Raw genomic sequence first — 22,415 nt, 5'->3', positions numbered from 1 at the left:
CGGTGATGAAGCGAACCGCAGCGGTGCTACTCAGCGCAATCATCGCAACCCCCGCACTACTCCTCGGAGGATGCGCGAGCTCAGCCCCGGAGCCGCGCGCGACTGCGGAAAGCGTGGATCTGGGGATCGATCCAGAGTTCGGCAGCACCATGGCGTCATGCATGGTCGATCACGGATGGGACGCGGACGTCACCGGCGACGGCGGAGTGTTGAGCAACGTCCCCGATGGACAGGAAGAGCCGTATGACGCAGACCTCGCGGAGTGCGCGAAGGAGAACGGACTCGACAAGATCGCCCCCGCACTCACCGAACCCGAGTTGAGGCTGCTTTATCTCATGGAGCTGGACACGGCCGAGTGCATCCGCGGTCAGGGCCTCGATCCAGGGAGCCCACCGAGCGAGCAGAGCTTCGTGGAAGGTGCACTCGCCGATGGGAACGCATGGGACCCGTACGCGGAGGTGTACACGACCTCGAACTCCCAGGTCACCGAAGACGAGTACTTCGCACTTCTCGAAGAGTGCCCTCGGCCGGGATACTAGATGTCTTCATCACCTGTCGACTCGGCATACCGCGAGGACATCGCCGGACGGCCTCGCGGTCGCCTGCGCGGTGCGATGATCCTCGCGGCCATCGCCCTGCTGGTGATCGGTGCCGCGAGTACTTGGGCCGTCGTGACGATCCTCCGTCCCGCCGACGATCCTCTGTCCTCGGCGGGACACTCCTTCGTCGCGGTGGAACACGGCAGTGTCGGGTACGCGGTGAGCCTCAACACGATGACTGAGTGGGCGCAGCAGCCCATCGGCACCAACCGTGCCGCGGGTATCGTCACGGATATCGCCGTCGAAGCAGGCACCGCGGTCACCTCCGGCACGGTGCTCTACACCGTCGATCTGCGTCCGGTCGTCGTCGCTCAGGGCGCCGTTCCGATGTTCCGATCCCTCGGTCTCGACAGCGCGGGCGCGGACGTTCGCCAATTGCAGGAGATGCTTCGCGACAGCGGCCAGTACGGCGGCAGCATCGACGGGGTGTTCGGCGAGGGAACCAAGGGCGCCGTCAGCCGCTGGCAGAGGACGCTTGGCGCACAACCGTCGGGGATGGTCGACGTCGGTGACGTCATCTTTGTGCCGTCGCTACCCGCGCGCGTGACGCTCGACACCGCCGTGATCAATCGCGGGGCAACGCTCACCGGGGGCGAGAGTGTCGTACGCGGACTCTCGCCCGCTCCGACATTCCAGATCCCCGTCACCGAGGCTCAGGCGGCGATGATGCCCACCGGAACGAAAGTCGAGATCACCTCTCCGCGCGGAGAGACATGGGAGGCGACCGCCGAAGAACAACTGCGCGGTGACGAAGGCGCCATTGATATCCGTCTGAGCGCACCGGACGGAGAGTTCATCTGCGCAACCGCGTGCAGCGAGATACCGCCTACGGGCAAGACCGCCCTCCGTTCACGGATCATCGTCGTCGCAGAAGTCGAAGGACTTGTCGTGCCCTCTGCGGCGCTGGTGACCGTCGCAGACGGATCGACAGCTGTTGTCGATGAGGACGGGAGTGAGGTCGCGGTGAAGGTCGTTGCGTCTGCGAAAGGGATGTCGGCGATCACCGGGGCGCGGCAGGGGTTGCGTGTACAGATCCCCGGGAGTGCGACGAAATGAGTTCCGCGACCGGCATGAGGTTGCGCGCCGATGACCTGACCTTCCGGTACGACGCCGATCATCCGCTCATCGAAGGCTGGTCGGCAGAATTTCCCGCCGGTTCGACAACGGCGCTGACGGGCCGGTCTGGCCGCGGAAAGTCAACGGTGCTGTACCTGCTCGGCCTCATGCTGAAGCCGAGCAGCGGGGAAGTGTTGATCGATGGGACTTCGAGCCGTGTGTTCCGCGATGCGCAGCGCGCGCATCTGCGCGCCGAAAGGTTCGGATTCGTCTTTCAGGATGCCGCCCTCGACACCACGCGATCCGTGCTGGACAACGTCACTGAGACGGCTCTGTACCGCGGACTGCCTCGACACGCTCTCGAGCCGCGAGGACACGAGCTTCTCGCGCGGTTCGGTGTCGATGTGCCGGCGCAACGCAAACCCGGGCAAGTGTCCGGGGGTCAGGCACAGCGCATCGCTCTCTGCCGGGCTCTCCTCAACGCGCCGGACATTCTCTTGGCCGATGAACCCACGGGAAACTTGGACCCGACGACGGCAAGCGTCGTCGTCAAGGCACTGCAGGATCATGCCCGCGCGGGGGCCGCTGTCATCATCGTCACGCACTCCCCCGAGGTCGCGAGCGCGTGCGACCGGGAGATCACACTGTGATCGGTCCTGTTCTCCGCGAATCGCGAGCGGCGATCCGCTCCCAACCGGTGGCTTCCCTCATCACGGTCCTGATGGTCGTGGGCATGATCGTCGTCGTCATGCTCACCACCGGGCGCACCGTCGGAGCCGAGCAGAACGTTCTCAACTCCATCGACTCCGCAGGCACGCGCTCGATAACGATCCGCGCCGATCCCGATTCCGGCCTCACCGCCGACGTTCTCGACCGGATCGACGGGATCGAAGGGATCGAGTGGGCCGCGGGCTTGTCGGCTGCGGTGGATGCCACCAATTCGCGCGTGCCAGGCGGGGCGCACGTTCCCGTTCGCCTCGCCTACGGCGCCGACCTCGAGCGACTAGGAATACCCCATGAGTCCCCGTTACCAGGCGCCCTGGTTTGGGAGTCGGATCAGGCAGCGGAGCAGCTCGGCACTCCAGACTTCGTCGGTGGAGTCTCAATCGTCGACTCGGGCGGCGCCTTCGGCATAGGCGGGCGACTTGAGGTTCCAGAATTTCTTCGGAGATTCGAGCCTCTGGCGCTGGTCCCACACCCCGTCGATGGCGACGAGCGAATCGCTGTCCTTATCGTCATCGCCACGTCACCCGAACTCGTCGGCCCGATCAGTGAGACAGTCGTATCTCTGCTCGGCGTCGAAGACGCCTCGAAGACGAAGGTACAGACGAGTGAGGCGCTGGCCGATCTGCGAGGACTAATCGACGCGCAACTCCGCGGATTCTCCCGAGGCCTCGTGATCGCTCTCCTCACTCTGACCGCCCTTCTGGTCGCTGTTCTGCAGTACGGCCTGGTGCTGATGAGGCGAAAGGATTTCGGCCGGAGGAGGGCGCTCGGGGCGAGTCGCGCGCTCATCATCACCCTCCTCCTGATGCAAACCGCGGTGCTCTGCGTCATCGGCACCGGGATCGGAATCGGCATCTCGCTCGTCGCGCTCGCCGCGAGTGGCGACCCCTGGCCAGGGGCGACCTTCACCGGAGCGCTGGCGGTGGTCGCTGTGAACACGGCTCTCGTCGCTGCCATCGCTCCGGCGATTCTGGCGAGCCGTCGAGAACCGATCAACGAACTCCGAATCCCGTGAATTCTGTCGTCAGCGCTTGACGTAGGTCTCGGCCTGCTTCTTGACCGCCTCGGTCACCACACCCGTGCCACCGAGGATGACGATCTTCTGGGGCTTCAGACGCGCCAGCTCCTGAGCGACCACCGGCGGCAGCGCCCCCGGCTCCGTCAGGAGCACCGGACCACCGAAGTGCCCCGCCGCGGCCGCACCGGCCAACGCATCCGGGAAGTCCCGCCCGTTCGCGAGATACACCACCGGCACGCCAGCTGTCGGGAACGACGCCACCGAGACCGCTACCGCCGTCTCATACCGACCAGGACCCGACTGACGGGAAACACCGCCCGTCGTGTACGCACCCGCCTGCTTCTTGACCGCCTCGGTCACCACACCGGTGCCACCGAGGATCACGATCTTCTGCGGCTTTAGACGCGCCAGCTCCGCCGCGACCACCGGCGGCAACGCGCCCGGCTCCGTCAGCAGCACCGGACCACCGAAGTGCCCCGCCGCCGCCGCACCCGCCAACGCATCCGGGAAGCCTCGCCCGTTCGCGAGATACACCACCGGTACGCCCGCCGTCGGGAACGACGCCACCGACACCGCCACCGCCGTCTCATACCGACCCGGCCCCGACTGACGAGTCACACCGCCCGTCGTGTACGCACCCGCCTGCTTCTTGACCGCCTCGGACACCACACCCGTGCCACCGAGGATCACGATCTTCTGCGGCTTCAGACGCGCCAACTCCTGAGCCACCACCGGCGGCAACGCCCCCGGCTCCGTCAGCAGCACCGGACCACCGAAGTGCCCCGCCGCCGCCGCACCCGCCAACGCATCCGGGAAGTCCCGCCCGTTCGCGAGATACACCACCGGCACGCCCGCCGTCGGGAACGACGCCACCGACACCGCCACCGCCGTCTCATACCGACCAGGACCCGACTGACGGGAAACCGCGGCGACGGCGGCCTTCGGCGTGACCGCGGCGGATGCGGTGGAGGCCGCGGAGGAGCCGACCGCGTTCGTCGCCTTCACCGTGAACGTGTACGCCGTCCCGTTCGCGAGGCCTGTGACCGTGGCCGTCGTGCCACCCGTGGTCGTGGCTGTCTTGCCGCCGGGCTGCGCTGTCACCGTGTAACCGGTGATCGCGGACCCGCCGTTCGACGCCGATGCCGTCCACGACACCGTCGCCTGAGCGTTGCCGGCCACCGCCGACACCGCGGTCGGGGCAACCGGAGCGGTCGGGGCGGTCGTCGGCGTCACGGCCGCAGAGGCGGCAGACGCGATCGACGTGCCGATCGCATTCTTCGCCGTGACCGTGAACGTGTAGGCCGTTCCGTTCGTGAGCCCGGTGACCGTCCCGGTCGTGGCACTCGTCGTCGTCACCTTGGCACCGCCCGGCGACGCCGTCACGGTGTAACTCGTGATCGCAGACCCGCCGTTCGAGGCCGGGGCCTTCCACGACACCGTCGCCTGTCCGTTGCCGGCCACCGCCGTGACCGCGGTCGGGGCACCGGGAGCCTTCGGCGCGGCCACGGGGGTGACTGCCTCCGAGACGGCCGACGGCACGGACGTCCCCACCGCGTTCGTCGCCGTGACGAGGAACTTGTACGCGGTGCCGTTCGTGAGTCCGGTGACCGTTCCGGTCGTCGCACCCGTCGTCGTCACCTTGGCACCGCCCGGCGACGCCGTCACGGTGTAGCCCGTGATCGCAGACCCGCCGTTCGAGGTCGGTGCCTTCCACGACACCACGGCCTGCCCGTCGCCGGGAACGGCCGACACCGCGGTCGGAGCGGTCGGCACCGTCAGGGGCTTGAGCGTGGTGAACGAGACCCGCGGCGATTCCACACCGCTGCCGACCGCGTTCACCGCGGTCACAGACGCCGCATAGGTCGTCTGCGCGGTGAGCCCGGTGAGCGAGAAGGACTCACCGGTGACGGCGATCTCTCGGACGAGCGCTCCCCCGGTGTAGATCCGCACCGAGTACCCGGTGATCGGAGATCCTCCCGAGGCGGGCGCGGTCCAGTCGAGCTGTGCGGCCGCGTCCTGCAGCTTCGACACGACCGGCACCGTCGGCGCTTTCGGCACCGCGGGCCTGGCCATGACCGTCAGCGTCGCGATGTCGGTGGTCTTCGTCGCTCCATCCGAGGTGAAGACGGCGCGGAACGCTGTGCCGGAGTCGGCCAGCGTTCCGGTCAGCGCGAGCGTCGAGTCGGTCGCGCCCGCGATCGTCGTGAATGCCGAGGCACCCGACTTGCGCTTCTCCCACCGGATCGTCGGTGCCGTCGCACCCGACGCGGCGGCGCGGAAGGTCGCAGTCTCACCGTCGGTCACGGTGACGTCGGCGGGCTGTCGCTGAATCGTGAACTCGTCGCTGATGGACTGCTCCGGCGTGCGCGGCTCCTCCCCCGAGGCGAGCGCACGCAGCTGCAGCGGGACGCTCACGGTCCCTCCGGCGGAGACCTCGACGGCATCCGCCTCGCTCAACGTCTTCTTGCCGTCGAACCACGTCGTGCCCGTCGTCGGCGAGTAGACGTACAACCCGTACGATCCCGCCTCCACCGGTGGCAGCGTGTAGGTCCCGTCCGCATCGGTGGTGGTCTCGACGTCGAGGATCGTTCCCCCGGGCGTGGCACCGAACATCTGCGTCAGGGGTGCGATGAACGCCCCGATCCCCGTATCCGGGAGCGTCGCGAGACCGACCGTCGCCCCCGCGAGCGGATCGCCGTCGGCGTCGAGCACCGACCCGATGATGACGCCGCCGAGACGCATGGAGGCGTCGACGGCCGTGACCGGCTTGCCCGCGACGCTGATCTTCGTCGCGGTTGCCGAGGTCGTGGCATCCTTCCACCACTCCTCGACGTACAGTCCGTTCCAGTTCACGAAGCGCACGGTGTAGGTGCCGTCGGCCAGGGCGGGAGTGCGATAGGTGCCATCGCCGGAGGTGGTCGCCGAGGCGACGATCTCCCCCGCGGCGTTCCAGACATCGACCTGGATGCCGGGCAGCGGATTCGTCGTGTTCTCGCCGGTCGCCCGGCCGCTCACCCGCTGACCCTTGGCGAGCGCGAAGGTGATGTCCGTGAGATCCGTGCCGGCGAGGGTGACGCGCCGTGTCGCAGCCGAGTAGGTGGTGGAGCCCTCCGCCGCGACGACATCCCAGGCCCCGGGGGCCCCGACCACGACTCGGTAGCTTCCATCGGATTGGGTCGTGCCGTAGGCGGACGAGTAGGTGACGAGCGAGTGCGCCCGGACGGATGCCCCGGACACCGGCTCACCCGTCGCGGCGTCGGTCAGGCGTCCGCTGATCGTCCAGCCCCGCTGGGTCGTGATGTCGAGCACCGTCTGCGTCCCGGCGACGACGGTGAGAGGCGTCGTCGTCTCACGCAGCGCGTCGCCGTTCGGGGAGTATCCCGAGGTGCGCACCCGATACACGCCCGGTTCCACGGAGAACCCGAACTTCGTGCCGGTCACATACGAGGAGTCGACGTAGTTCCACCACTCGCCGTCCTGGCGCTCGATCGTCACGTCGACGCGCGCGATCTCCGATCCGTCTGTGGTCCTCAGCGTTCCGGTGACGTTCAGGTCCTTGCGCAGATCGATGTCGACGCCGCCGAAGACCTGACCGGGGGCGACGGTGATCGGCGTGAACCCATCGGGCGAGCCGGCGCCGTTCCAGTAGACATCGTCGACCGAAGCGATCCACGTGCCCGTCAGGCCGGAGACCTCCCATGCAACGGCGGAGCCGTCGGTGGTCGGCACCGCGATCGAGCGCTGCGCGGAGCCGTCCTGCCTGGTCAGCGTGACCCAGTACGTCTCACCTGCGACGCTCGGTGTGAGGCTTCCGCTGATCGTGCCGCCGAGGACGGCGGTGACATCGGCGCGGAACGTCGCATCGAGACCGAGCTCGATCACGACGGCGGCCGGATCGTCGGCACTGGCCCCGAACCAGACGTCGGCGACGCCGCTGGAGCCCGAGGTGACCTTGACGACGTAGTTCTCGCGGTTGAGACCCTTGACCGCGTATCGGCCCTGCGCATCCGTGGTCGCGGTGGCGACGGGCTGGTAGGTGTCATGCGCGGCGTAGACCGAGACCGTGGCGCCGTTCACCGCGACGCCGTTCGCGAAGGACACGGTACCGGTGATCGAGCCGCCCTTCACGGCGACGAAGTCGATGCCGCCGTAGACCGCGCCGTCCGTCGTCGCGCGCACGGTATTGGCCTCGGCGGCGCTCCTCTTGCCGTCGTACCACTGCTGCGGCGCCCCTGCGGAGCCGGCGTGGCTCAGACCGACGGTGTAGTCGCCGGCCGGCAGGTTGTAGGACGAGTACGAGCCGTCGGCGCCGGTCACGGTGGACGCGACGTCGTCGCTGCCCGCCCGGGTGAACGAGATCGAGTCGCCCTGTCGAGCAGTCCCGTCCGGATTGGTGGAGCGCCCGGTGATGCGCACCCCGGCCGTCACCGTGGCGTTGTGGCCGGTGAGCGAGGCGGACGCGCTCGTGACGGTGATGGTCCCGGCATCCGCCCAATTGCTGACCCCGGGCCAGTACGTGACCGGTCCGGAGCCGTAGAAGCTCAGATCGTAGGTACCTGGCACGATGTTGATGAGGGTGTATGTGCCGTTCGCCGCGGTGGAGGCGGACCGGGAGAGGCTCCCCGGCACCCACGGGCGCGGGTTCAGCATGACACCGGCACCCTCGACCGGGTTCCCCTTCAGGTCGCGGACCGTGCCCGAGATCGTCCGGGAGTTCACGGTCACACCGATCCCGATGTTCGGCACCGCGCCGTTCACGACGATCAGCTTCGCGGTCTCGTACGAGGTGCCTCCGTGGTAGCCCTGGATGCCCGGCCCGTAGGCGCTCACCGAGGCGCGATACGTACCCTTGGGCACGGTCATCGACCAGGGCGTCGAGCCCGTCTGGATCGACAGCGGCTGCTCGAACTGCGCACCGTCCGATGACAACTGGAGCCGAGCTTCGGTGGGCGACAGCGGACCGGTGACCGTCACGGTTCCCGACACCTGCTGTCCGGCGACGAGCGCGACGTCGCCCAGCGTCGAGACGGCCGCGACGGGCTCCAGGACCCACTGACCCTCCGACCAGTTGCCCGGAAGGATCTTGCGGTCGGTGCCGATCGTCCCAGGGACGTAGCCCGCGCCCGGGGTCACCAGGAGGTAGAAGGGACGCGCCGTCTCCACGTTCATCGTGAACGTCCCGTTCGCACCGGTGGTGATCTGAGCCAGCAGGCCGGGACCATCGCCGTAGATGGCCTCTGCCCGAAGGTTCACGCCCATAGCCGCCGCGCCTGCGGGGGTCACGAAGCGTCCGGAGACGGTGACCCTCACCACCTCGCCGTAGCTCGATTCCGGCGGGCCCGCCTCGGTCGCTGCCGCATCGACGATGCGCGACTGAGCTGCCGGGGCATCCGGGGTCGGCGGCTCGGCGTCGGAGGCATCATCGGTGGAGGCATCGTCGGACGATGCGTCGCGCGACGAGACGTCACCGAGCTCGGTGCTGATCTGCGCTCCGTGGGCCGCCGAGACCACCGCGGGGTCGTCGCTGACCAGGTCCGATGCTGCTGCGGTGACGATCGTCGGGGTCGCGGGTGCGATCTCGCCGGCGACGGCGGGCACTGCGGAGGAGGCGATCAGCGCGAGTGCAGTGAGCAGGACCCCGCCGGTGCGGAGCATGCGGGACCGGAGCCCCCGGTGCGATTCGGACAGCGCAGCGCGACGGCGCGAACGGACAGGACTCACGGACAATCTCCACTAGATCGAGCGAAGCCGGCTCAGTCCATTCGATCGAACAACCGGTATTCTGCGCTGATCGTAGCAGAGGGCGAACCCTACGTCGGATGGTTGGTTTTCGACGGGGAAACGCCGAGAAGCACCTCAGGAGGCGGCGGGGCGAGCCAGCACGGCGCCGGCCTCGCGCAGCCAGCGCGCGGGGTCGGCGAGAGCGGCCTCGGAGGAGCCGGCGAGATCGGTGAGAGAAACGGATGCCGCGAACAGCGCGGTGTCCGCATCCGCGGTGATGCGCCCGGCGGCGAGCAGCGCGCGGGTGTCCGCGACGGCGGCGAGGCCGGCGAGGAACGAGGGCACCTTGCCGTCGCCGGACTGTCCGTCGTAGGAGCCTTCGCCCGTGATGACGAAGTCGGCGTCGGCGATCGCGTCGGCGAGGCCGATGAGCTCGGCCACCTCGGCGGCGCCGGGTGCGAGCACACCGCCCCACACGACGAGCGCGGCACCGGTGCCTCCCGCCGCGCCGTACCCCTCCCCCGCCGGGTCGATGCCCAGCAGGTCGGCGAGGCGGCGCAGACCGTCGTCGGCGAGGGCGATGTCTTCTGCCGAACGCAGCCCCTTCTGCGGCCCGAAGACCGCGGCGGCACCCCGCGGGCCGGTGAGCGGGTTGGTGACGTCGGTCAGCACGCGCACCTCGGGCGCCGCTCGCAACGCCGTCAGGTCGACCGAGGCGATCTCGGCGAGCCCTCGGGCACCGCGGGCCACGGGGGCGCCGGACGCGTCGAGGAACCGCGCACCCAGCGCGGTGAGCATCCCGGTGCCGCCGTCGGTCGAGGCGCTCGATCCGATGCCGACCACGAGACACGAGACACCGTGATCGAGGGCTGAGGCCATGGCCTGGCCGAGGCCCGTCGTGTCGGCATCCCAGGGCCGCAGCTCGTCGAGGAGCTCGATTCCGGAGGTCGAGCCGAGGTCGACCACCGCGGTTCCCGCGGGCGCACCCTTGCTCGGCGGCAGCAGCAGCCACGAGGTGTCGATGCGGGTGCCGGCAGGCCCGTCGACGACCACGGGCATCCGAACCGCACCGGGGACCGCGGCCTCGAACGCGGCGACCGTGCCCTCGCCGCCGTCTGCCATCGGTCGATGCACGAACTCCGCGGCCGGATCGACCGCGGTCCATCCCTCGGCGAGCGCCGCCGCGGCGTCGGCCGCCGTGAGCGTGCCCTTGAAGCTGTCGGGCGCCAGCACCACGCGGGTCATCGGGGGATCGCGGGAGTGCTCGCCCGCACGACGACTTCGAGCGGGAGCGGCGACTGCTCCCAATCGGCGTCGACCGTCGCGCGGAAGGCCTGGTAGCCCACCTCGGTCAGCGGTACGCGGACGGTCGTCAACGCCGGGGACACGTCGCTGCTCGCGGGCACGTCGTCGAAGCCGCAGACGGCGATGTCCGCGCCGATCTCGCGACCGGCCTCGCGGATGGCGGACATCGCACCGATCGCGACGACATCGCTGATCGCGAAGACGAGGGTTCCCGCCGGCACCCCGTCGGCGAGGGCGGCCGCCATGCCCGCCGCACCCGATTCGCGCCGGAAGTCCCCCCGCCGCACGCTCTCCACCGCGCCCCCGGAGGCCTCGAACCCGGCGCGGAAACCGGCCAGACGATCATCCGAGGTGCGCACGCCCTCGGCGGTGCCGAGCACGATCGCTGAGCGGTAGCCGAGCTCGGCCATCCGCCGACCGAGCGCCTCGGCGCCGGAACGGTTGTCGATCTCGATGCGCCGATCCGCGTCGCCGTCCGGCCCGAAAGCGACGACCGTGCCGCCCAGGCGGGCGAACTCGGCGAGCTCGTGCGCGGTGTCGACCTCCCTGGGCTCCTGCGTGCGCGAGGCCGCGAGGATCAGCCCGCGCGGACGCTGGCCGCGCAGAGCGCGCACGATCCGCGCTTCCCGCTCCTGATCGCGTTCGGTGATCGCGATGGTCACGACCAGTCCGTGCTCGTCGGCACCACGCGCGACGCCGGATGCGATCAGCCCGAAGTAGGGGTCGGCGATGTCGGCGACGAGCAGGGCGATGACGGGCGACGTGCCCCGGGCGATCGCCTGGGCGGAGACGTTGGCGGTGTAGCCGAGTTTCGCCGCTGCGGCTTCGACGCGTTCGCGGAACGATTCGGCCACCTTGCGCTCCGAGCCGTTGAGCGCGCGCGAGGCCGTGGCCAAGGAGACACCGGCCTCGCGAGCCACGTCGTGCAGCGTGGGCGCGGGGCCGCGGGGATGACGTGAGGCGCGCTCCGACGACGGCCGCTCCGCGGGGGATGCGGGGTTGGTCATGACTCCGAGCCTACTTCCCGGAAATTCGTCACGCGGGCCTCTCCAGATAGTCGCGCAGCGCTGCCGCCTCGCGGGCGAGCAGGGCCGGATCGTCGCCGGGCACGAACTCGAGAAGCGCATCCCGTGGGGGCGCCGCGGCCGATGCCGCCGCCGCGAAGAACCGGGTCCACAGCGCGTCCCGCGCGCGCAGGGGCAACCGCTCGTCCTGTGGCCACCAGGAGAAGACGTGGGCCGCCCGCGTGTGCGCGGCGAGCGCGAGGTACTCCTCCAGCACGGTGTCGACGGAGGCTCCGACCGTCGGCTGCCAGTAGGTCGACAGCGCCGGGCTGCCGACCTCGGCGAGGAGCCGCAGCGTCGTCGGCGCCGTGTCGGCGAGCGTGCGGGAGTGGAACTCGAGAGCGAGAGCGATGCCGCGGGCCGCCGCCTCTGCTGCCGCGGCCTGCAGTCGGTCGACCACCGCGCTCCAGTCGTCGGGGGTCGCGGCATCCGAGCCGATCCTGCCTGCCCAGATGCGCACACGATCGGCTCCGAGGGCCTCGGCGCTGTCGAGCACCGGGGTCAGGGGCTCGTCCGCTCCGGCGCGGAAATACGACCCGTACGACGCGACCGCGAGGCCCGCGTCCGCGGTGAGGTGGGCGACCTTCCCGGCGCGTATAACGTCTCCCGACGGCACGTGCACATCGCCGCCCCACTCGATCGCCTCGAGCCCGGCATCCGCTGCGAGCTCGATGATCCGCTCGGGCGCGAGCGCGCGGAAGGTCACCGAGCACAGTCCGGGGCGGGTGCGGGTCATGGCGTCATCCTCTCAGTCCCGTTCCTGCCGGCGACCGGCGGGCGTCATCCGAGGTGCGGGGAGACGGCCGCGGCGAAGGTGTCAGCCGTGCGGCGCACGACGTTCGAAGGAGCATCCGCCCAGATGTCGGCGTTGAAGATCTCGACCTCGATGTCGCGGTCGTACCCGGTCGCGATGACCGCACGGGTGAGCGAGCCGAAGTCGATCACCCCGTCGCCGGTGTAATGCCGCGAGAGCAGCACGTCGGACGGGAGGGGCGTCTTCCAGTCGCACACCTGGTAGGTGGCGATGCGGCCTTCGCGACCCGCGCGGGCGATCTGCTCGAGCACCTGCGGGTCCCACCAGATGTGGAAGGTGTCGACCGCCGCCCCCACCACCTCGGGCTCGAAATCGGCGGCGATGTCGAGCGCCTGACCGAGCGTCGAGACGACCGCACGATCGGAGGCGAACATCGGATGCAGCGGCTCGATCGCGAGTGTGACCCCCGCGGCCTTCGCTTCGGGAGCGAGAACGCCGATCGCATCGCGGACACGCTCGCGCGCCCCGATCAGGTCGCGCGACCCCTCGGGCAGGCCACCCGCGACGAGCACGAGCACCGCGGTCGAGCCCTCGGCACCGGCGGCGGCCAGGGTCGCGGTCTCCTCGATCGCCCGACGGTTGTCGTCGAGCGCGGCATCCCGCTCCGCCCCGGCCGGCAGCGTGAAGAAGCCGCCACGGCAGTGGGTCGTGAAGCGCAGCCCCGAGTCCGACAGCATCCGGGCCGCGATGTCGAGGCCGACCTCGTTGACCGGCTCGCGCCACAGTCCGATCGCCTGGATGCCGGCGTCGGCGGTGACCCGCAGGGCCGTGGCCAGGTCGGCGTACTTGATGGTCGCCTGGTTGATCGACAGGCGCGGATCCACGGCGCTCACGCGTCCACTCCGTTCAGGCGCAGCATCCCGTGCCACCGTTCGCGGGCGAGGTCGGGCTGCTCGAGCGCGAGCGAGGCGTTGGCGAGCTCGACGATGCGGCTCAGATGCGGCAGGCTGCGCGCGGAGTGCAGGCCTCCCACCATCTGGAACGCCGGTTGGTGCCCGTTCAGCCAGGCGAGGAAGGCGACACCGGTCTTGTAGTAGAAGGTCGGCGCGGCGAAGACCTGTCGGCTGAGCTCCTCGGTCGGGCCGAGGATGCGCAGGTACGCCTCCGGGTCGCCGGCATCCAGCGCCTGGATCGCCGCCGACGCCACCGGGGTGATCGCCGCGAACGCCCCGAGCAGTGCGTCCGAGTGCCCCGCGCCGTCGCCGACGGTGTCGCCGCCGATCAGGCTCACGTAGTTGAAGTCGTCGCCGGTGAACATGCGCACGCCCTCGGGCAGTCGCTCCCGCACCGAGATCTCGGACTCGGCGTTCAGCAGGCTCATCTTGACGCCGGCGACCTTGTCGGGGTTCTCTGCGATCACATCGAGCAGCACCGCGGATGCCGTCTGCCAGTCGTCGGCTCCGAAGTATCCGGCCAGCTCGGGGTCGAACGCCGTGCCGAGCCAGTGGAGCACCACGGGAACGGTCGCGCGCGACAGCACCTCGCGGTAGACGCGGCGGTAGTCGTCGGCATCCGTCGCGACGCGGGCGAGGTGGCGGGAGGCCATGAGCACGGGGCCGGCTCCCTGCTCCTCGGTGAAGTGCAGCTGCTCGAGGTAGGCGGCGATGACCTGTTCGAGTGAGATGTGCGTCTCGGCGACGTGGTCGGTGTTGACGCCGACGACGACCGAGCCGCCCTCCTCCCGGGCGACCTCGGCGCTGCGGGCGATCAACTCGCGGGTGGCCGCGGCATCCAGCCCCATGTTCCGCTGTGCGGTGTCCATCGCGTCGGCGACGCCGAGCCCCCACGAGTACACGTTGCGGCGGAACGCGAGCGTGGCGTCCCAGTCGATGTCGGCCGGCTGCCCCGGGGTGTTGTCGGCGTGCACCTTCGGCACCACATGCGCGGCGGCGTAGGCGACCCGGCTCTGCAGCGGGGTGGTCGGACGGGTGTACGCGCCCGAGTCGTTGAGGGAGACGTCGGCGGTCTCCCCGGTCGCGCGGAGAAGTCGGAGGGTGCTCATGCGCGCCTCAGCCCAGCGTCAGCGGCTCGAGGGCGATCTTGCGACCCTCGGCACTCGATGTCAGACCGGCCTCGGCGAACTGCACACCGCGGGCGCCGGCGAGCAGGTCGAACGGATAGTCGGTGCCCTCGACGTAGGAGACCAGGTACTCCTCCCACTGCTGACGGAATCCGTTGAGGAACACGTCGTTGGTGGGCACCTTCTGCCAGTCGGCGTCGTAGTCGCGGGTGTCTTCCAGGTCGGGGTTCCAGACCGGCTTGGGCGTGGCGTTGCGGGGCTGGATCTTCGCACCGAACAGCCCGACCACGGCCGATCCGTGCGTGCCGTCGACCTGGAACTCGACGAGCTCGTCGCGGTTCACCCGCACGGTCCACGACGAGTTGATCTCGGCGATCACGCCGCCCTCGATCTCGAAGATGCCGTAGGCGGCGTCTTCGGCCGTGGCGGTGTAGTGCTCGCCCTTCTCGTCCCAGCGGTCGGCGATGTGCACGGCCGCCTGCGCGTAGACGCTCTTGACCTCGCCGAAGAGGTTCTCGAGCACGTAGTTCCAGTGCGGGAACATGTCGGTGATGATGCCGCCGCCGTCTTCGGTGCGGTAGTTCCAGCTCGGGCGCTGGGCCGGCTGCCAGTCGCCCTCGAACACCCAGTAGCCGAACTCGCCGCGCACCGAGAGGATGCGGCCGAAGAACCCGGAGTCGATCAGGCGCTTGAGCTTCTGCAGGCCCGGCAGGTAGAGCTTGTCGTGCACGACGCCGGTCTTGATGCCGGCGTCCTTCGCGAGGCGGGCGAGCTCGAGCGCCTCCTCCAGAGACTCGGCGGTGGGCTTCTCGGTGTAGATGGCCTTGCCGGCGGCGATGGCCTTGCGGATCGCGGTGGCGCGGGCCTTGGTCACCAGGAAGTCGGCGTAGATCTCCCACTGGGGGTCGGCGAGGGCGGCGTCGAGATCGGTCGTCCAGTCCTCGATGCCGTGTTTCGCGGCGAGCTCGGCGAGCTTGGCCTCGCTGCGGCCGACGAGGATCGGCTTCACCGTGATGCGGGAGCCGTCGGGCAGCTCGATGCCGCCCTCCTCGCGGATCGCGAGGATCGAGCGCACCAGGTGCTGCCGGTATCCCATGCGTCCGGAGACGCCGTTCATGATGATGCCGATCTCGCGGGTGTTCGCCTGGGTCATGGTGTTCCGTTTCTTTCGCGGGAAGCAGTCGCCGCTTTCTCTCGACCGTGAGTGGAAAGCGCTTTCCGAGATCATGCCACGAGACGAGAGTCGAACGCAACCGAAGCGCTTTCGTGCCCGAGGTCAGCCCGCGCTGTCGCGCTCGACGAGCTCGGTCGGGATGACCGCGGAGCACTCGGACCGCGGAGCACCCTCGATCGCATCGACCAGCGCTGCGACCGCACGGTGGGCGAGGGCGGCGAAGTCCTGCCGGATCGTGGTCAGCGGCGGACGGTAGTTCGCCGCATCCGGCACGTCGTCGAAGCCGATGACCGCGACATCCTCGGGCACCCGGCGGCCGGACTCGGCCAGGGCGCGCATCAGTCCGAGCGCCATCTGGTCATTGGCGCAGAAGACCGCGGATGCTCCGGCGAGCGCTCCCCCCGCCGAGTATCCCGAGTCGGCACTCCAGTCACCGCGGACCACGGCGGGCGGGTGGATGCCGGCGGCGATCAGCGTCTCGCGCCATCCCCGCTCACGCTCGACAGCCGCGAAGGAGTCTTCGGGACCGGCGAGGTGGTGCACCGTCTCGCGTCCGAGGGCGAGGAGCCGAGCCGTCGCCGCAGCCGCACCGCCCGCATGGTCGCTGTGCACGGAGGTGACCCCCGCGTCGGTCGGCGCATCGACCACGACCAGGCGCAGTCCCGCGGGGGGCTGCGTCGCGGGCACGAGTGCCGAGGCCTCGTTGAGCACGATCGCGCCGTCGACCTCCTGCTCGGCGAGCCGCTCGAACGCCTCGGCGACGCCGTCGGTCGCGGTCACGAGCGTCAGGGCATATCCGCGTTCCGCCGCCGCTTCGGCCGTGGCCTGCAGCATCCGCGAGTTTCCGACCGTGGCGAGGGTGGTGACGACGAGGCCGATGGTCTGCGAGCGTCCGGTGCGCAGGGCGCGGGCGGCACGGTGCGGGCGATACCCGAGGTCGGCCATCGCGCTCTCGACGCGGGCGCGGGTGTCCGGGTCGACACGCGGGCTGCCGTTGACGACGCGCGACACGGTCTGGCCCGAGACCCCGGCGCGGGCGGCGACCATTGCCATCGATACACGTCCGGACGGTGATGCGTGCCGTCCCGAGCGCGGTTCCCCGACCAGGTCGCGTTCGTCTCCCACGCACTTTCTCCGTTCGCCGCCGGTGCACAACTCCGCAATGTTGACGTTATCACGGCCCTGTGGGTACCATGTTTACGTGAACACGCACGATCTTCCTGAGTTGCGCACCGAGACCCTCGGCGCCGGCGTCGTCAAACGCGCCACCACCCTCGCCGACGGCCGCGACCTCATCTACTACGACGATCCGGGCACCGCGCTCGGAGCCGAGCGCGCCGTCGATGCCCGCACCCTCGACCCGCGCCCCGACACCGCGACGATGCGCCTCGACGTGCTCACGGGCGACTGGATCACTGTCGCCGCCAACCGGCAGAACCGCGTCATGATGCCCAGCGCCGACGCGGACCCGCTCGCGCCGCAGACACCGGGCAACCCCTCCGAGGTGCCGTCGCGCTACGACGTCGCGGTGTTCGAGAACCGCTCCCCCGCATTCGGCCCCGCCCTCGCCGAGGCCGTCGGCACCGCCCCACAGGCATCGAACGCGCCTCGAGGCCTCGACGACCTCGCCGCCCTGGGCCTCGGTCGCACCCGCACGTCGGTCGGCCGCTGCGAGGTGGTCTGCTTCAGTCCCGACCACTCCGGCTCCTTCGGCACGCAGTCCGTCACCCGCGCCCGCACGGTCATCGAGGCCTGGGCTGACCGCACGACCGCGATCTCGAAGCTGCCCGGCATCCAGCAGATCTTCCCGTTCGAGAACCGCGGCGAGGCGATCGGGGTCACCCTGCCGCACCCGCACGGCCAGATCTACGCCTACCCCTACGTGACGCCGCGCACCACCCGGCTGCTCGATTCGATCGACCGCACCGCGCCCGACCTGTTCCAGCACATCCTCGAGTCCGAGCAGGCCTCCGAGCGCGTGGTGTTCCGCGGCGAGCACTGGACGGCCTTCGTGCCGTTCGCCGCCCGCTGGCCCCTCGAGGTGCACCTGATGCCGCACCGCCACGTGCCCGACTTCGCCGAGACGACCGAGGCCGAACGAGACGAGCTGGCCCCGCTCTACCTGCGCCTGCTCCGCGGCGTCGATGCCCTCTACGACACCCCGACCCCGTACATCGCCGCCTGGCACCAGGCGCCCGTGCACATCGGCCGCGACACCGTGCGCCTGCACCTGCAGCTGACGAGCCCGCGCCGGGCCGCTGACAAGCTGAAGTTCCTCGCCGGTTCCGAGGCCGCGATGGGGGCGTGGGCCGCCGAGGTCCCGCCGGAGGTGGGCGCCGCACGCCTCCGCGAGGCGATCGAACGCTCATCCCCGAACCAGACCCCGAACCCGACCTCCGACGGAGCATCCGCATGACCGCCGCCCACGACGACGCCCGCGCACTGTTCGCCGACCTCACCGGCCGCGAGCCCGACGGCCTCTGGTCGGCACCGGGCCGCGTCAACCTCATCGGCGAGCACACCGACTACAACGACGGCTTCGTGCTGCCGTTCGCCATCCCCCAGCGCACGGTCGCCGCAGTCGGGCTGCGCGGCGACGATCGCGGCCGGGTCATGGTCGGTTCGACCTTCGCCGAGGAACCGGTGGAGGTCGGCCTGGACGAGCTCGACGGACTCTTCCCGACCGCGCCGGGCACACACCCCGCCGTCCCGGAGTGGGCCGCCTACCCGCTCGGAGTCGCCTGGGCGCTGCGGCGCGAGACCGCCGAGGACGGCCCGTTCCGCGGCCTCGACATCGCGATCGCCTCCGACGTGCCGGTGGGCGCCGGGCTCTCCTCCTCCGCCGCGATCGAGGGGGCGACGGCATCCGCCCTCAACGAGCTCTGGGGCACCGGCCTCGACGCCACGACTCTCGCCCGCGTCGGACGCCGCGCCGAGAACGAGGCCGTCGGGGCCCCCACCGGGATCATGGACCAGATGGCGTCCATGCTCGGTCAGCCCGACACCGCGATCTTCCTCGACTGCCGCTCGCTCGAGGCCCGGCCGGTGCCGCTCGGCATCGCCGAGGCCGGACTCGCGATCCTCGTGATCGACACCCACGTGAAGCACGCCCACTCCACGGGCGGCTACCGCGAACGCCGGGCGTCGTGCGAACTCGGGGCATCACTCATGGGCGTGCCCGCCCTGCGCGACGTGTCGATCGCCGACCTTCCCCGCGCTCAGGAGCTGATGGACGACGTGACCTTCCGCCGCGTGCGTCACATCGTCACCGAGAACCAGCGCGTGCTCGACACCGTCCAGGTGCTGCGGGAGAAGGGCGCGAGAGCCATCGGCGACCTCCTCGTAGCGTCGCATGTGTCAATGCGGGACGACTTCGAGATCTCGACCGTCGAGCTCGACACCGCGGTCGACACCGCGCTGGCCGCCGGCGCTCTCGGCGCCCGCATGACCGGCGGCGGTTTCGGCGGTGCTGCGATCGCGCTGATCGAGCAGGATGCCGTCGAGGCGGTGTCGGGTGCCGTGACCGCCGCGTTCGCCGCCTCGGGATTCGGCGCTCCGCACCTGTTCACGGTCACCCCCTCCGCAGGTCCGCTCCGCGACGCCTGAGAGAATGATCGATCGAGCCGCGATCACTCCGCGGCAGGAGAGGAACGCAATGTCCTGGATCGTCACCGGCGGCGCCGGCTACATCGGAGCCCACGTCGTCCGGGCCCTCGCCGAAGCAGGGCTCACCCCGGTCGTGCTCGACGACCTCTCCAGCGGCGTCGCGTCGTTCGTGCCCGAGGGCGTGCCGTTCGTGCAGGGCAGCATCCTCGATCGCGACCTGGTCGAGAAGACGTTGCGCGACCACGACGCCCAGGGCGTCATCCACGTCGCCGGGTACAAGTACGCGGGCGTCTCGGTGCAGCGCCCGCTGCACACCTACGCGCAGAACGTCGAGGGCACCCGGATCATCCTCGAGGCGATGGAAGCCGCGGGCGTCTCGAACATCGTGTTCTCGTCGTCGGCTGCGGTGTTCGGCACCCCCGACGTCGCGCTCGTCGTCGAGGACACCGCCAAGAAGCCGGCCAGCCCCTACGGCGAATCGAAGCTCATCGGCGAGTGGCTGCTGCGCGACCAGGCCATCGCGACGGCCGACGCCGCGCGCCCGCTGCGGCACACCTCGCTGCGGTACTTCAACGTGGTGGGCTCCGCCGATCCGACCGTCTACGACGTGAGCCCGCACAACCTCTTCCCGATCGTGTTCGAGGCGCTGCTCGCGGGCAAGACCCCGAAGATCTTCGGTGACGACTACGACACCGCCGACGGCACGAATGTGCGCGACTACGTGCACGTGGGCGACATCGCCGCCGCCCACGTCGCCGCCGCCCAGCGCCTCGCCGACGGAAGCCCCATCGAGGCGGCGTACAACCTCGGCTCCGGCGACGGACTCAGCGTGAAGCAGATCATGGATGCCGTCGCCCGCGTGACCGGCATCGACTTCACGCCCGAGATCGGCCCCCGCCGCCCCGGCGACCCCGACCGCATCGTCGCCACCGGCGAGCTCGCCGCCCGCGACCTCGACTGGACCATGCGGTACACGGTCGACGAGATGGTGCGCACGGGGTGGGAGGCGCGGCAGGCGGCGTCGGCCTGACTCAGATGTCGCGGGCGCGGATGGGGTAGAGCCAGAAGCACAGCCACGCGAGGGCGGTGAACCCGAGCGGAATCACGGCGAGCATCAGACGGATTCCACCGTCGACGCTCTCGGGCTGCGCGTCGCCGAGCGTGGCATCGAATCCGGATGCCGTCAGCACCACCGCGGCCACGATCGCCTGCAGCACCACCGATCCTCGCACCACGAAGCCGTTGACCCCGAAGTAGGCCCCCTCGCGGCGGTGCCCGGTGCGCACGGCATCCTCGTCGATGATCTGCGCGAGCATGACCTCGAGCAGCTGCAGCAGGCCGCCGACGCCCACCCCGACCGCGACGCCGACCAGCACCGCCCCGAGCACGTCCGACGGGGCGAGGTAGCCGAGCACGGCGACGCCGAAGACCGCCACGCTCCACAGCACCGCCGTGCGCGGCGAGGTGCGGCGGACGACCGCGCTCCACAGCACGATCGACGGGATCGCGGTGACGAAGATGGCCCCGAGCAGCAGACTGCCTTCTCCCTCGGCAGCCCCGAGCGAGTACCGCACGTAGAAGGGGATCGCGGCGAGGATCACCGCGATCGAGGTCTGCACGAACAGCGACCCGAGCACGTAGGGGACGAAGGCCCGATTGCGGAAGGTGTACTTCAGCTGGTCGCCCCACCGCATGGCCTCGGAAGCCGCCTCCGGGACCCGGCGCTCGATCATCCCGCCGAGGAACGACCACACGAGCAGCACCAGGCAGACGGCGCCCAGCACCAGGGCCATCCCCGGCCACCCGAGCGCGCTGTACAGGGCGGGCGCGCCGGCGGTGCCGAGGACCATGCCGAGGATCGCGAAGATCTGCCGCGGCACGTTGCCTCGGGCGCGCTCCTCGGTGGTGCGGAAGATCTCGGGGAACAGGGCCGAGATGTTCAGCACCACGACGACGAACGCGATGTCGTACACGGCGACGACCACGAGGAACCACACGATGAGGCCGGCCGCCGGGAGCTCGGGCGGCATCCACACCAGCGCGAAGGCGACCACGAGCGGCACGATGCCCAGACCGATCCACGGGATGCGCCGACCCCAGGGAGTGCGCAGCCGGTCGGAGATCGTGCCGACGACCGGATTCAGCACCGCGTTCAGCACACCGTGGGCGATCATCGCCGCGGCCACCCATCCGGCTGGGACAGCGAGGTGTGAGACGTAGAAGTAGACGATGAAGGCCGAGAAGGTCTGCGCCATCAGTTGGGTCGGGAACCCGGATGCCCCGAATGCGATCGTCTGCGCCCTGGTCGGCGCCGCATCCAGCCGTCGATCGCGCAGGCGTTCGCCCAGAACCGTCATCGCGCGGACGACCGCTGCAGGTCGCGCAGGTCACGCCAGCCGATGCGCACGAGAGCCTCGTCTTCGATGGCCTGCAGCACGGCGGGGTCGGTGAGCAGACGCAGCTCGTACCCACGCTTCGCCGCGCTGAAGTCGACCGCGGCCCGGAGCTCGTCGTCGTCGATCATCGGGTGCAGGTAGATCTCGGTGACGCCGGCAGGAACAGCGCGCAGCAACGCGATGAAGCCGTCGCGCACCTGCTCGTAGGTCTCCTCGTCGGGCTCGCCCTCGCGGAGGAGCTCGAAGGGATGCGACCAGAGCCGATCGATGATCTCGATGCCGCTGGCGTCCGCTGCGGCCGCCGCGTCGTCGAGCTTGGCCTGCAACGCGGCATCCTCCCCCACCCCGTCCATCGTCCGCGGCAGCCGGAACGGGAGGCCGTTGCGGGCGGCGAGCTCGAACACCGGGCGCAGGAAGTCGTGGCCGGTGACGAGGCCGTAGACCGAGCCCATGTGGTTGTCGAGGTGCGTCACGTCGACCCCGGCGTCGAGCGCGGCCTGCAGCTGGGCGGCGAGCTCGGCGGCGACATCGTCGTCGGTCGCATCCCGCTCGACGGTCGCGACATCAGCGGGGAAGAACCCGTCGGCGTCGACGAGGCTCGTTCCCGTGCCGGTCAATGGGCGCCAGCGGTAGCGTCTCCACTCGCTGGTGAGCACCAGGTGCACGCCGACGTCGAGATCGGTGCGGGAAGCCGCGAAGGCCAGTGCTTCGGGCGACCACGAGCACGGGACCATCACGGTCGTCGAGTCGATGTGCCCGGTCGTGAGCAGCTCGACGATCGCGGTGTTCGCCGCATGGCACATGCCGAAGTCGTCGGCGTTGAGGATGATCGCCCTGGCGCCGGGTGCGAGGCCGAGGCGGTCGGCGAGATCGGAGGGAGCGGTCATCAGAGGTCCTGTCGGGTAGGGACGGGCGA

The 22,415-nt window shown here is 70.2% G+C and carries 17 protein-coding genes; 7 read left to right on the top strand and 10 right to left on the bottom strand.

Features of this window, described 5'->3' with window-relative positions:
* Window positions 1-2: 2 nt before the first annotated feature.
* Genes ACCO44_RS05705 through ACCO44_RS05690 form a run of 4 tightly spaced genes read left to right on the top strand, consistent with a single transcriptional unit; the run spans window position 3 to window position 3,396 of the window.
* The gene (locus ACCO44_RS05705; protein ID WP_262001558.1) at window positions 3-539 is read left to right on the top strand and encodes a hypothetical protein; all 537 of its coding nucleotides are present in this window, start codon (window positions 3-5) and stop codon (window positions 537-539) included.
* Window positions 540-1,655 carry a peptidoglycan-binding protein gene (locus tag ACCO44_RS05700; protein WP_372468847.1) on the top strand — a complete coding sequence of 372 codons (1,116 nt, stop codon included), beginning with the start codon at window positions 540-542 and terminating at the stop codon, window positions 1,653-1,655.
* Window positions 1,652-2,305, top strand: coding sequence for an ABC transporter ATP-binding protein (locus ACCO44_RS05695; RefSeq protein ID WP_372468846.1), 654 nt, complete (start codon window positions 1,652-1,654; stop codon window positions 2,303-2,305). The genes ACCO44_RS05700 and ACCO44_RS05695 overlap by 4 nt, the downstream gene beginning before the upstream one ends.
* A 47-nt stretch (window positions 2,306-2,352) precedes the next feature.
* Complete coding sequence (locus tag ACCO44_RS05690; RefSeq protein WP_262001561.1) at window positions 2,353-3,396, top strand: ABC transporter permease; 1,044 nt, start codon at window positions 2,353-2,355, stop codon at window positions 3,394-3,396.
* 9 nt (window positions 3,397-3,405) lie between these two features.
* On the opposite strand, the gene ACCO44_RS05685 is transcribed toward ACCO44_RS05690, so the two are convergent.
* The 8 genes from ACCO44_RS05685 to ACCO44_RS05650 all read right to left on the bottom strand — a co-directional run bounded on the left by ACCO44_RS05685 (window position 3,406) and on the right by ACCO44_RS05650 (window position 16,550).
* A complete protein-coding gene (locus tag ACCO44_RS05685) occupies window positions 3,406-9,054 on the bottom strand; it encodes a fibronectin type III domain-containing protein (RefSeq protein ID WP_372468843.1) in 5,649 nt (1,882 codons plus the stop codon).
* A gap of 201 nt (window positions 9,055-9,255) precedes the next feature.
* Window positions 9,256-10,365: a glycerate kinase gene (locus ACCO44_RS05680; protein WP_372468841.1), complete on the bottom strand. Its 1,110-nt coding sequence runs from the start codon at window positions 10,363-10,365 to the stop codon at window positions 9,256-9,258.
* The gene (locus tag ACCO44_RS05675) at window positions 10,362-11,432 is read right to left on the bottom strand and encodes a LacI family DNA-binding transcriptional regulator (RefSeq protein ID WP_262001563.1); all 1,071 of its coding nucleotides are present in this window, start codon (window positions 11,430-11,432) and stop codon (window positions 10,362-10,364) included. Before ACCO44_RS05675 ends, ACCO44_RS05680 begins: the two co-directional genes overlap by 4 nt.
* Before the next feature lie 28 nt (window positions 11,433-11,460).
* Entirely contained in the window at window positions 11,461-12,225 is a 765-nt protein-coding gene (locus ACCO44_RS05670; protein WP_372468838.1) for a sugar phosphate isomerase/epimerase family protein, read from the bottom strand.
* Between the two features lie 44 nt (window positions 12,226-12,269).
* Entirely contained in the window at window positions 12,270-13,136 is an 867-nt protein-coding gene (locus ACCO44_RS05665; protein WP_372468837.1) for a sugar phosphate isomerase/epimerase family protein, read from the bottom strand.
* Window positions 13,133-14,305, bottom strand: coding sequence for a dihydrodipicolinate synthase family protein (locus tag ACCO44_RS05660; RefSeq protein WP_372468835.1), 1,173 nt, complete (start codon window positions 14,303-14,305; stop codon window positions 13,133-13,135). The genes ACCO44_RS05665 and ACCO44_RS05660 overlap by 4 nt, the downstream gene beginning before the upstream one ends.
* Before the next feature lie 7 nt (window positions 14,306-14,312).
* Entirely contained in the window at window positions 14,313-15,476 is a 1,164-nt protein-coding gene (locus tag ACCO44_RS05655) for a Gfo/Idh/MocA family protein (RefSeq protein WP_105711949.1), read from the bottom strand.
* Between the two features lie 123 nt (window positions 15,477-15,599).
* The gene (locus ACCO44_RS05650) at window positions 15,600-16,550 is read right to left on the bottom strand and encodes a LacI family DNA-binding transcriptional regulator (RefSeq protein WP_372468834.1); all 951 of its coding nucleotides are present in this window, start codon (window positions 16,548-16,550) and stop codon (window positions 15,600-15,602) included.
* 148 nt (window positions 16,551-16,698) lie between these two features.
* Between ACCO44_RS05650 and galT the strand changes: the two genes are divergently transcribed.
* Genes galT through galE form a run of 3 tightly spaced genes read left to right on the top strand, consistent with a single transcriptional unit; the run spans window position 16,699 to window position 20,133 of the window.
* A complete protein-coding gene (gene galT / locus ACCO44_RS05645; RefSeq protein WP_372468832.1) occupies window positions 16,699-17,913 on the top strand; it encodes a galactose-1-phosphate uridylyltransferase in 1,215 nt (404 codons plus the stop codon).
* On the top strand, window positions 17,910-19,103 hold the full coding sequence (gene galK / locus ACCO44_RS05640) for a galactokinase (protein ID WP_372468831.1): 1,194 nt from the start codon (window positions 17,910-17,912) through the stop codon (window positions 19,101-19,103). The genes galT and galK overlap by 4 nt, the downstream gene beginning before the upstream one ends.
* 49 nt (window positions 19,104-19,152) lie before the next feature.
* Window positions 19,153-20,133, top strand: a complete 981-nt coding sequence (gene galE, locus ACCO44_RS05635; protein ID WP_372468830.1) for a UDP-glucose 4-epimerase GalE — start codon at window positions 19,153-19,155, stop codon at window positions 20,131-20,133.
* A 1-nt stretch (window position 20,134) separates the two neighbouring features.
* On the opposite strand, the gene ACCO44_RS05630 is transcribed toward galE, so the two are convergent.
* On the bottom strand, window positions 20,135-21,460 hold the full coding sequence (locus tag ACCO44_RS05630; RefSeq protein ID WP_372468829.1) for an MFS transporter: 1,326 nt from the start codon (window positions 21,458-21,460) through the stop codon (window positions 20,135-20,137).
* Window positions 21,457-22,386, bottom strand: coding sequence for a polysaccharide deacetylase family protein (locus ACCO44_RS05625; RefSeq protein ID WP_105711960.1), 930 nt, complete (start codon window positions 22,384-22,386; stop codon window positions 21,457-21,459). The genes ACCO44_RS05630 and ACCO44_RS05625 overlap by 4 nt, the downstream gene beginning before the upstream one ends.
* Window positions 22,387-22,415: the final 29 nt, after the last annotated feature.

The sequence above is a fragment of the Microbacterium maritypicum genome (genome assembly GCF_041529975.1).
In the GTDB taxonomy this organism is placed as follows: Bacteria; Actinomycetota; Actinomycetes; order Actinomycetales; family Microbacteriaceae; genus Microbacterium.
The sequence above is the reverse complement of the archived record's forward strand: the minus strand, read 5'-3'. Positions and strand labels throughout refer to the sequence as shown.

Excerpts from the sequence above, each read along its gene's own strand:
- ACCO44_RS05700 (WP_372468847.1), top strand. The coding sequence starts at position 540 with ATGTCTTCATCACCTGTCGACTCGGCATACCGCGAGGACATCGCCGGA.
- ACCO44_RS05695 (WP_372468846.1), top strand. The coding sequence starts at position 1,652 with ATGAGTTCCGCGACCGGCATGAGGTTGCGCGCCGATGACCTGACCTTC.
- ACCO44_RS05685 (WP_372468843.1), bottom strand. The coding sequence starts at position 9,054 with ATGCTCCGCACCGGCGGGGTCCTGCTCACTGCACTCGCGCTGATCGCC.
- ACCO44_RS05680 (WP_372468841.1), bottom strand. The coding sequence starts at position 10,365 with ATGACCCGCGTGGTGCTGGCGCCCGACAGCTTCAAGGGCACGCTCACG.
- ACCO44_RS05675 (WP_262001563.1), bottom strand. The coding sequence starts at position 11,432 with ATGACCAACCCCGCATCCCCCGCGGAGCGGCCGTCGTCGGAGCGCGCC.
- ACCO44_RS05670 (WP_372468838.1), bottom strand. The coding sequence starts at position 12,225 with ATGACCCGCACCCGCCCCGGACTGTGCTCGGTGACCTTCCGCGCGCTC.
- ACCO44_RS05660 (WP_372468835.1), bottom strand. The coding sequence starts at position 14,305 with ATGAGCACCCTCCGACTTCTCCGCGCGACCGGGGAGACCGCCGACGTC.
- ACCO44_RS05655 (WP_105711949.1), bottom strand. The coding sequence starts at position 15,476 with ATGACCCAGGCGAACACCCGCGAGATCGGCATCATCATGAACGGCGTC.
- ACCO44_RS05650 (WP_372468834.1), bottom strand. The coding sequence starts at position 16,550 with ATGGCAATGGTCGCCGCCCGCGCCGGGGTCTCGGGCCAGACCGTGTCG.
- galK (WP_372468831.1), top strand. The coding sequence starts at position 17,910 with ATGACCGCCGCCCACGACGACGCCCGCGCACTGTTCGCCGACCTCACC.
- galE (WP_372468830.1), top strand. The coding sequence starts at position 19,153 with ATGTCCTGGATCGTCACCGGCGGCGCCGGCTACATCGGAGCCCACGTC.
- ACCO44_RS05630 (WP_372468829.1), bottom strand. The coding sequence starts at position 21,460 with ATGACGGTTCTGGGCGAACGCCTGCGCGATCGACGGCTGGATGCGGCG.
- ACCO44_RS05625 (WP_105711960.1), bottom strand. The coding sequence starts at position 22,386 with ATGACCGCTCCCTCCGATCTCGCCGACCGCCTCGGCCTCGCACCCGGC.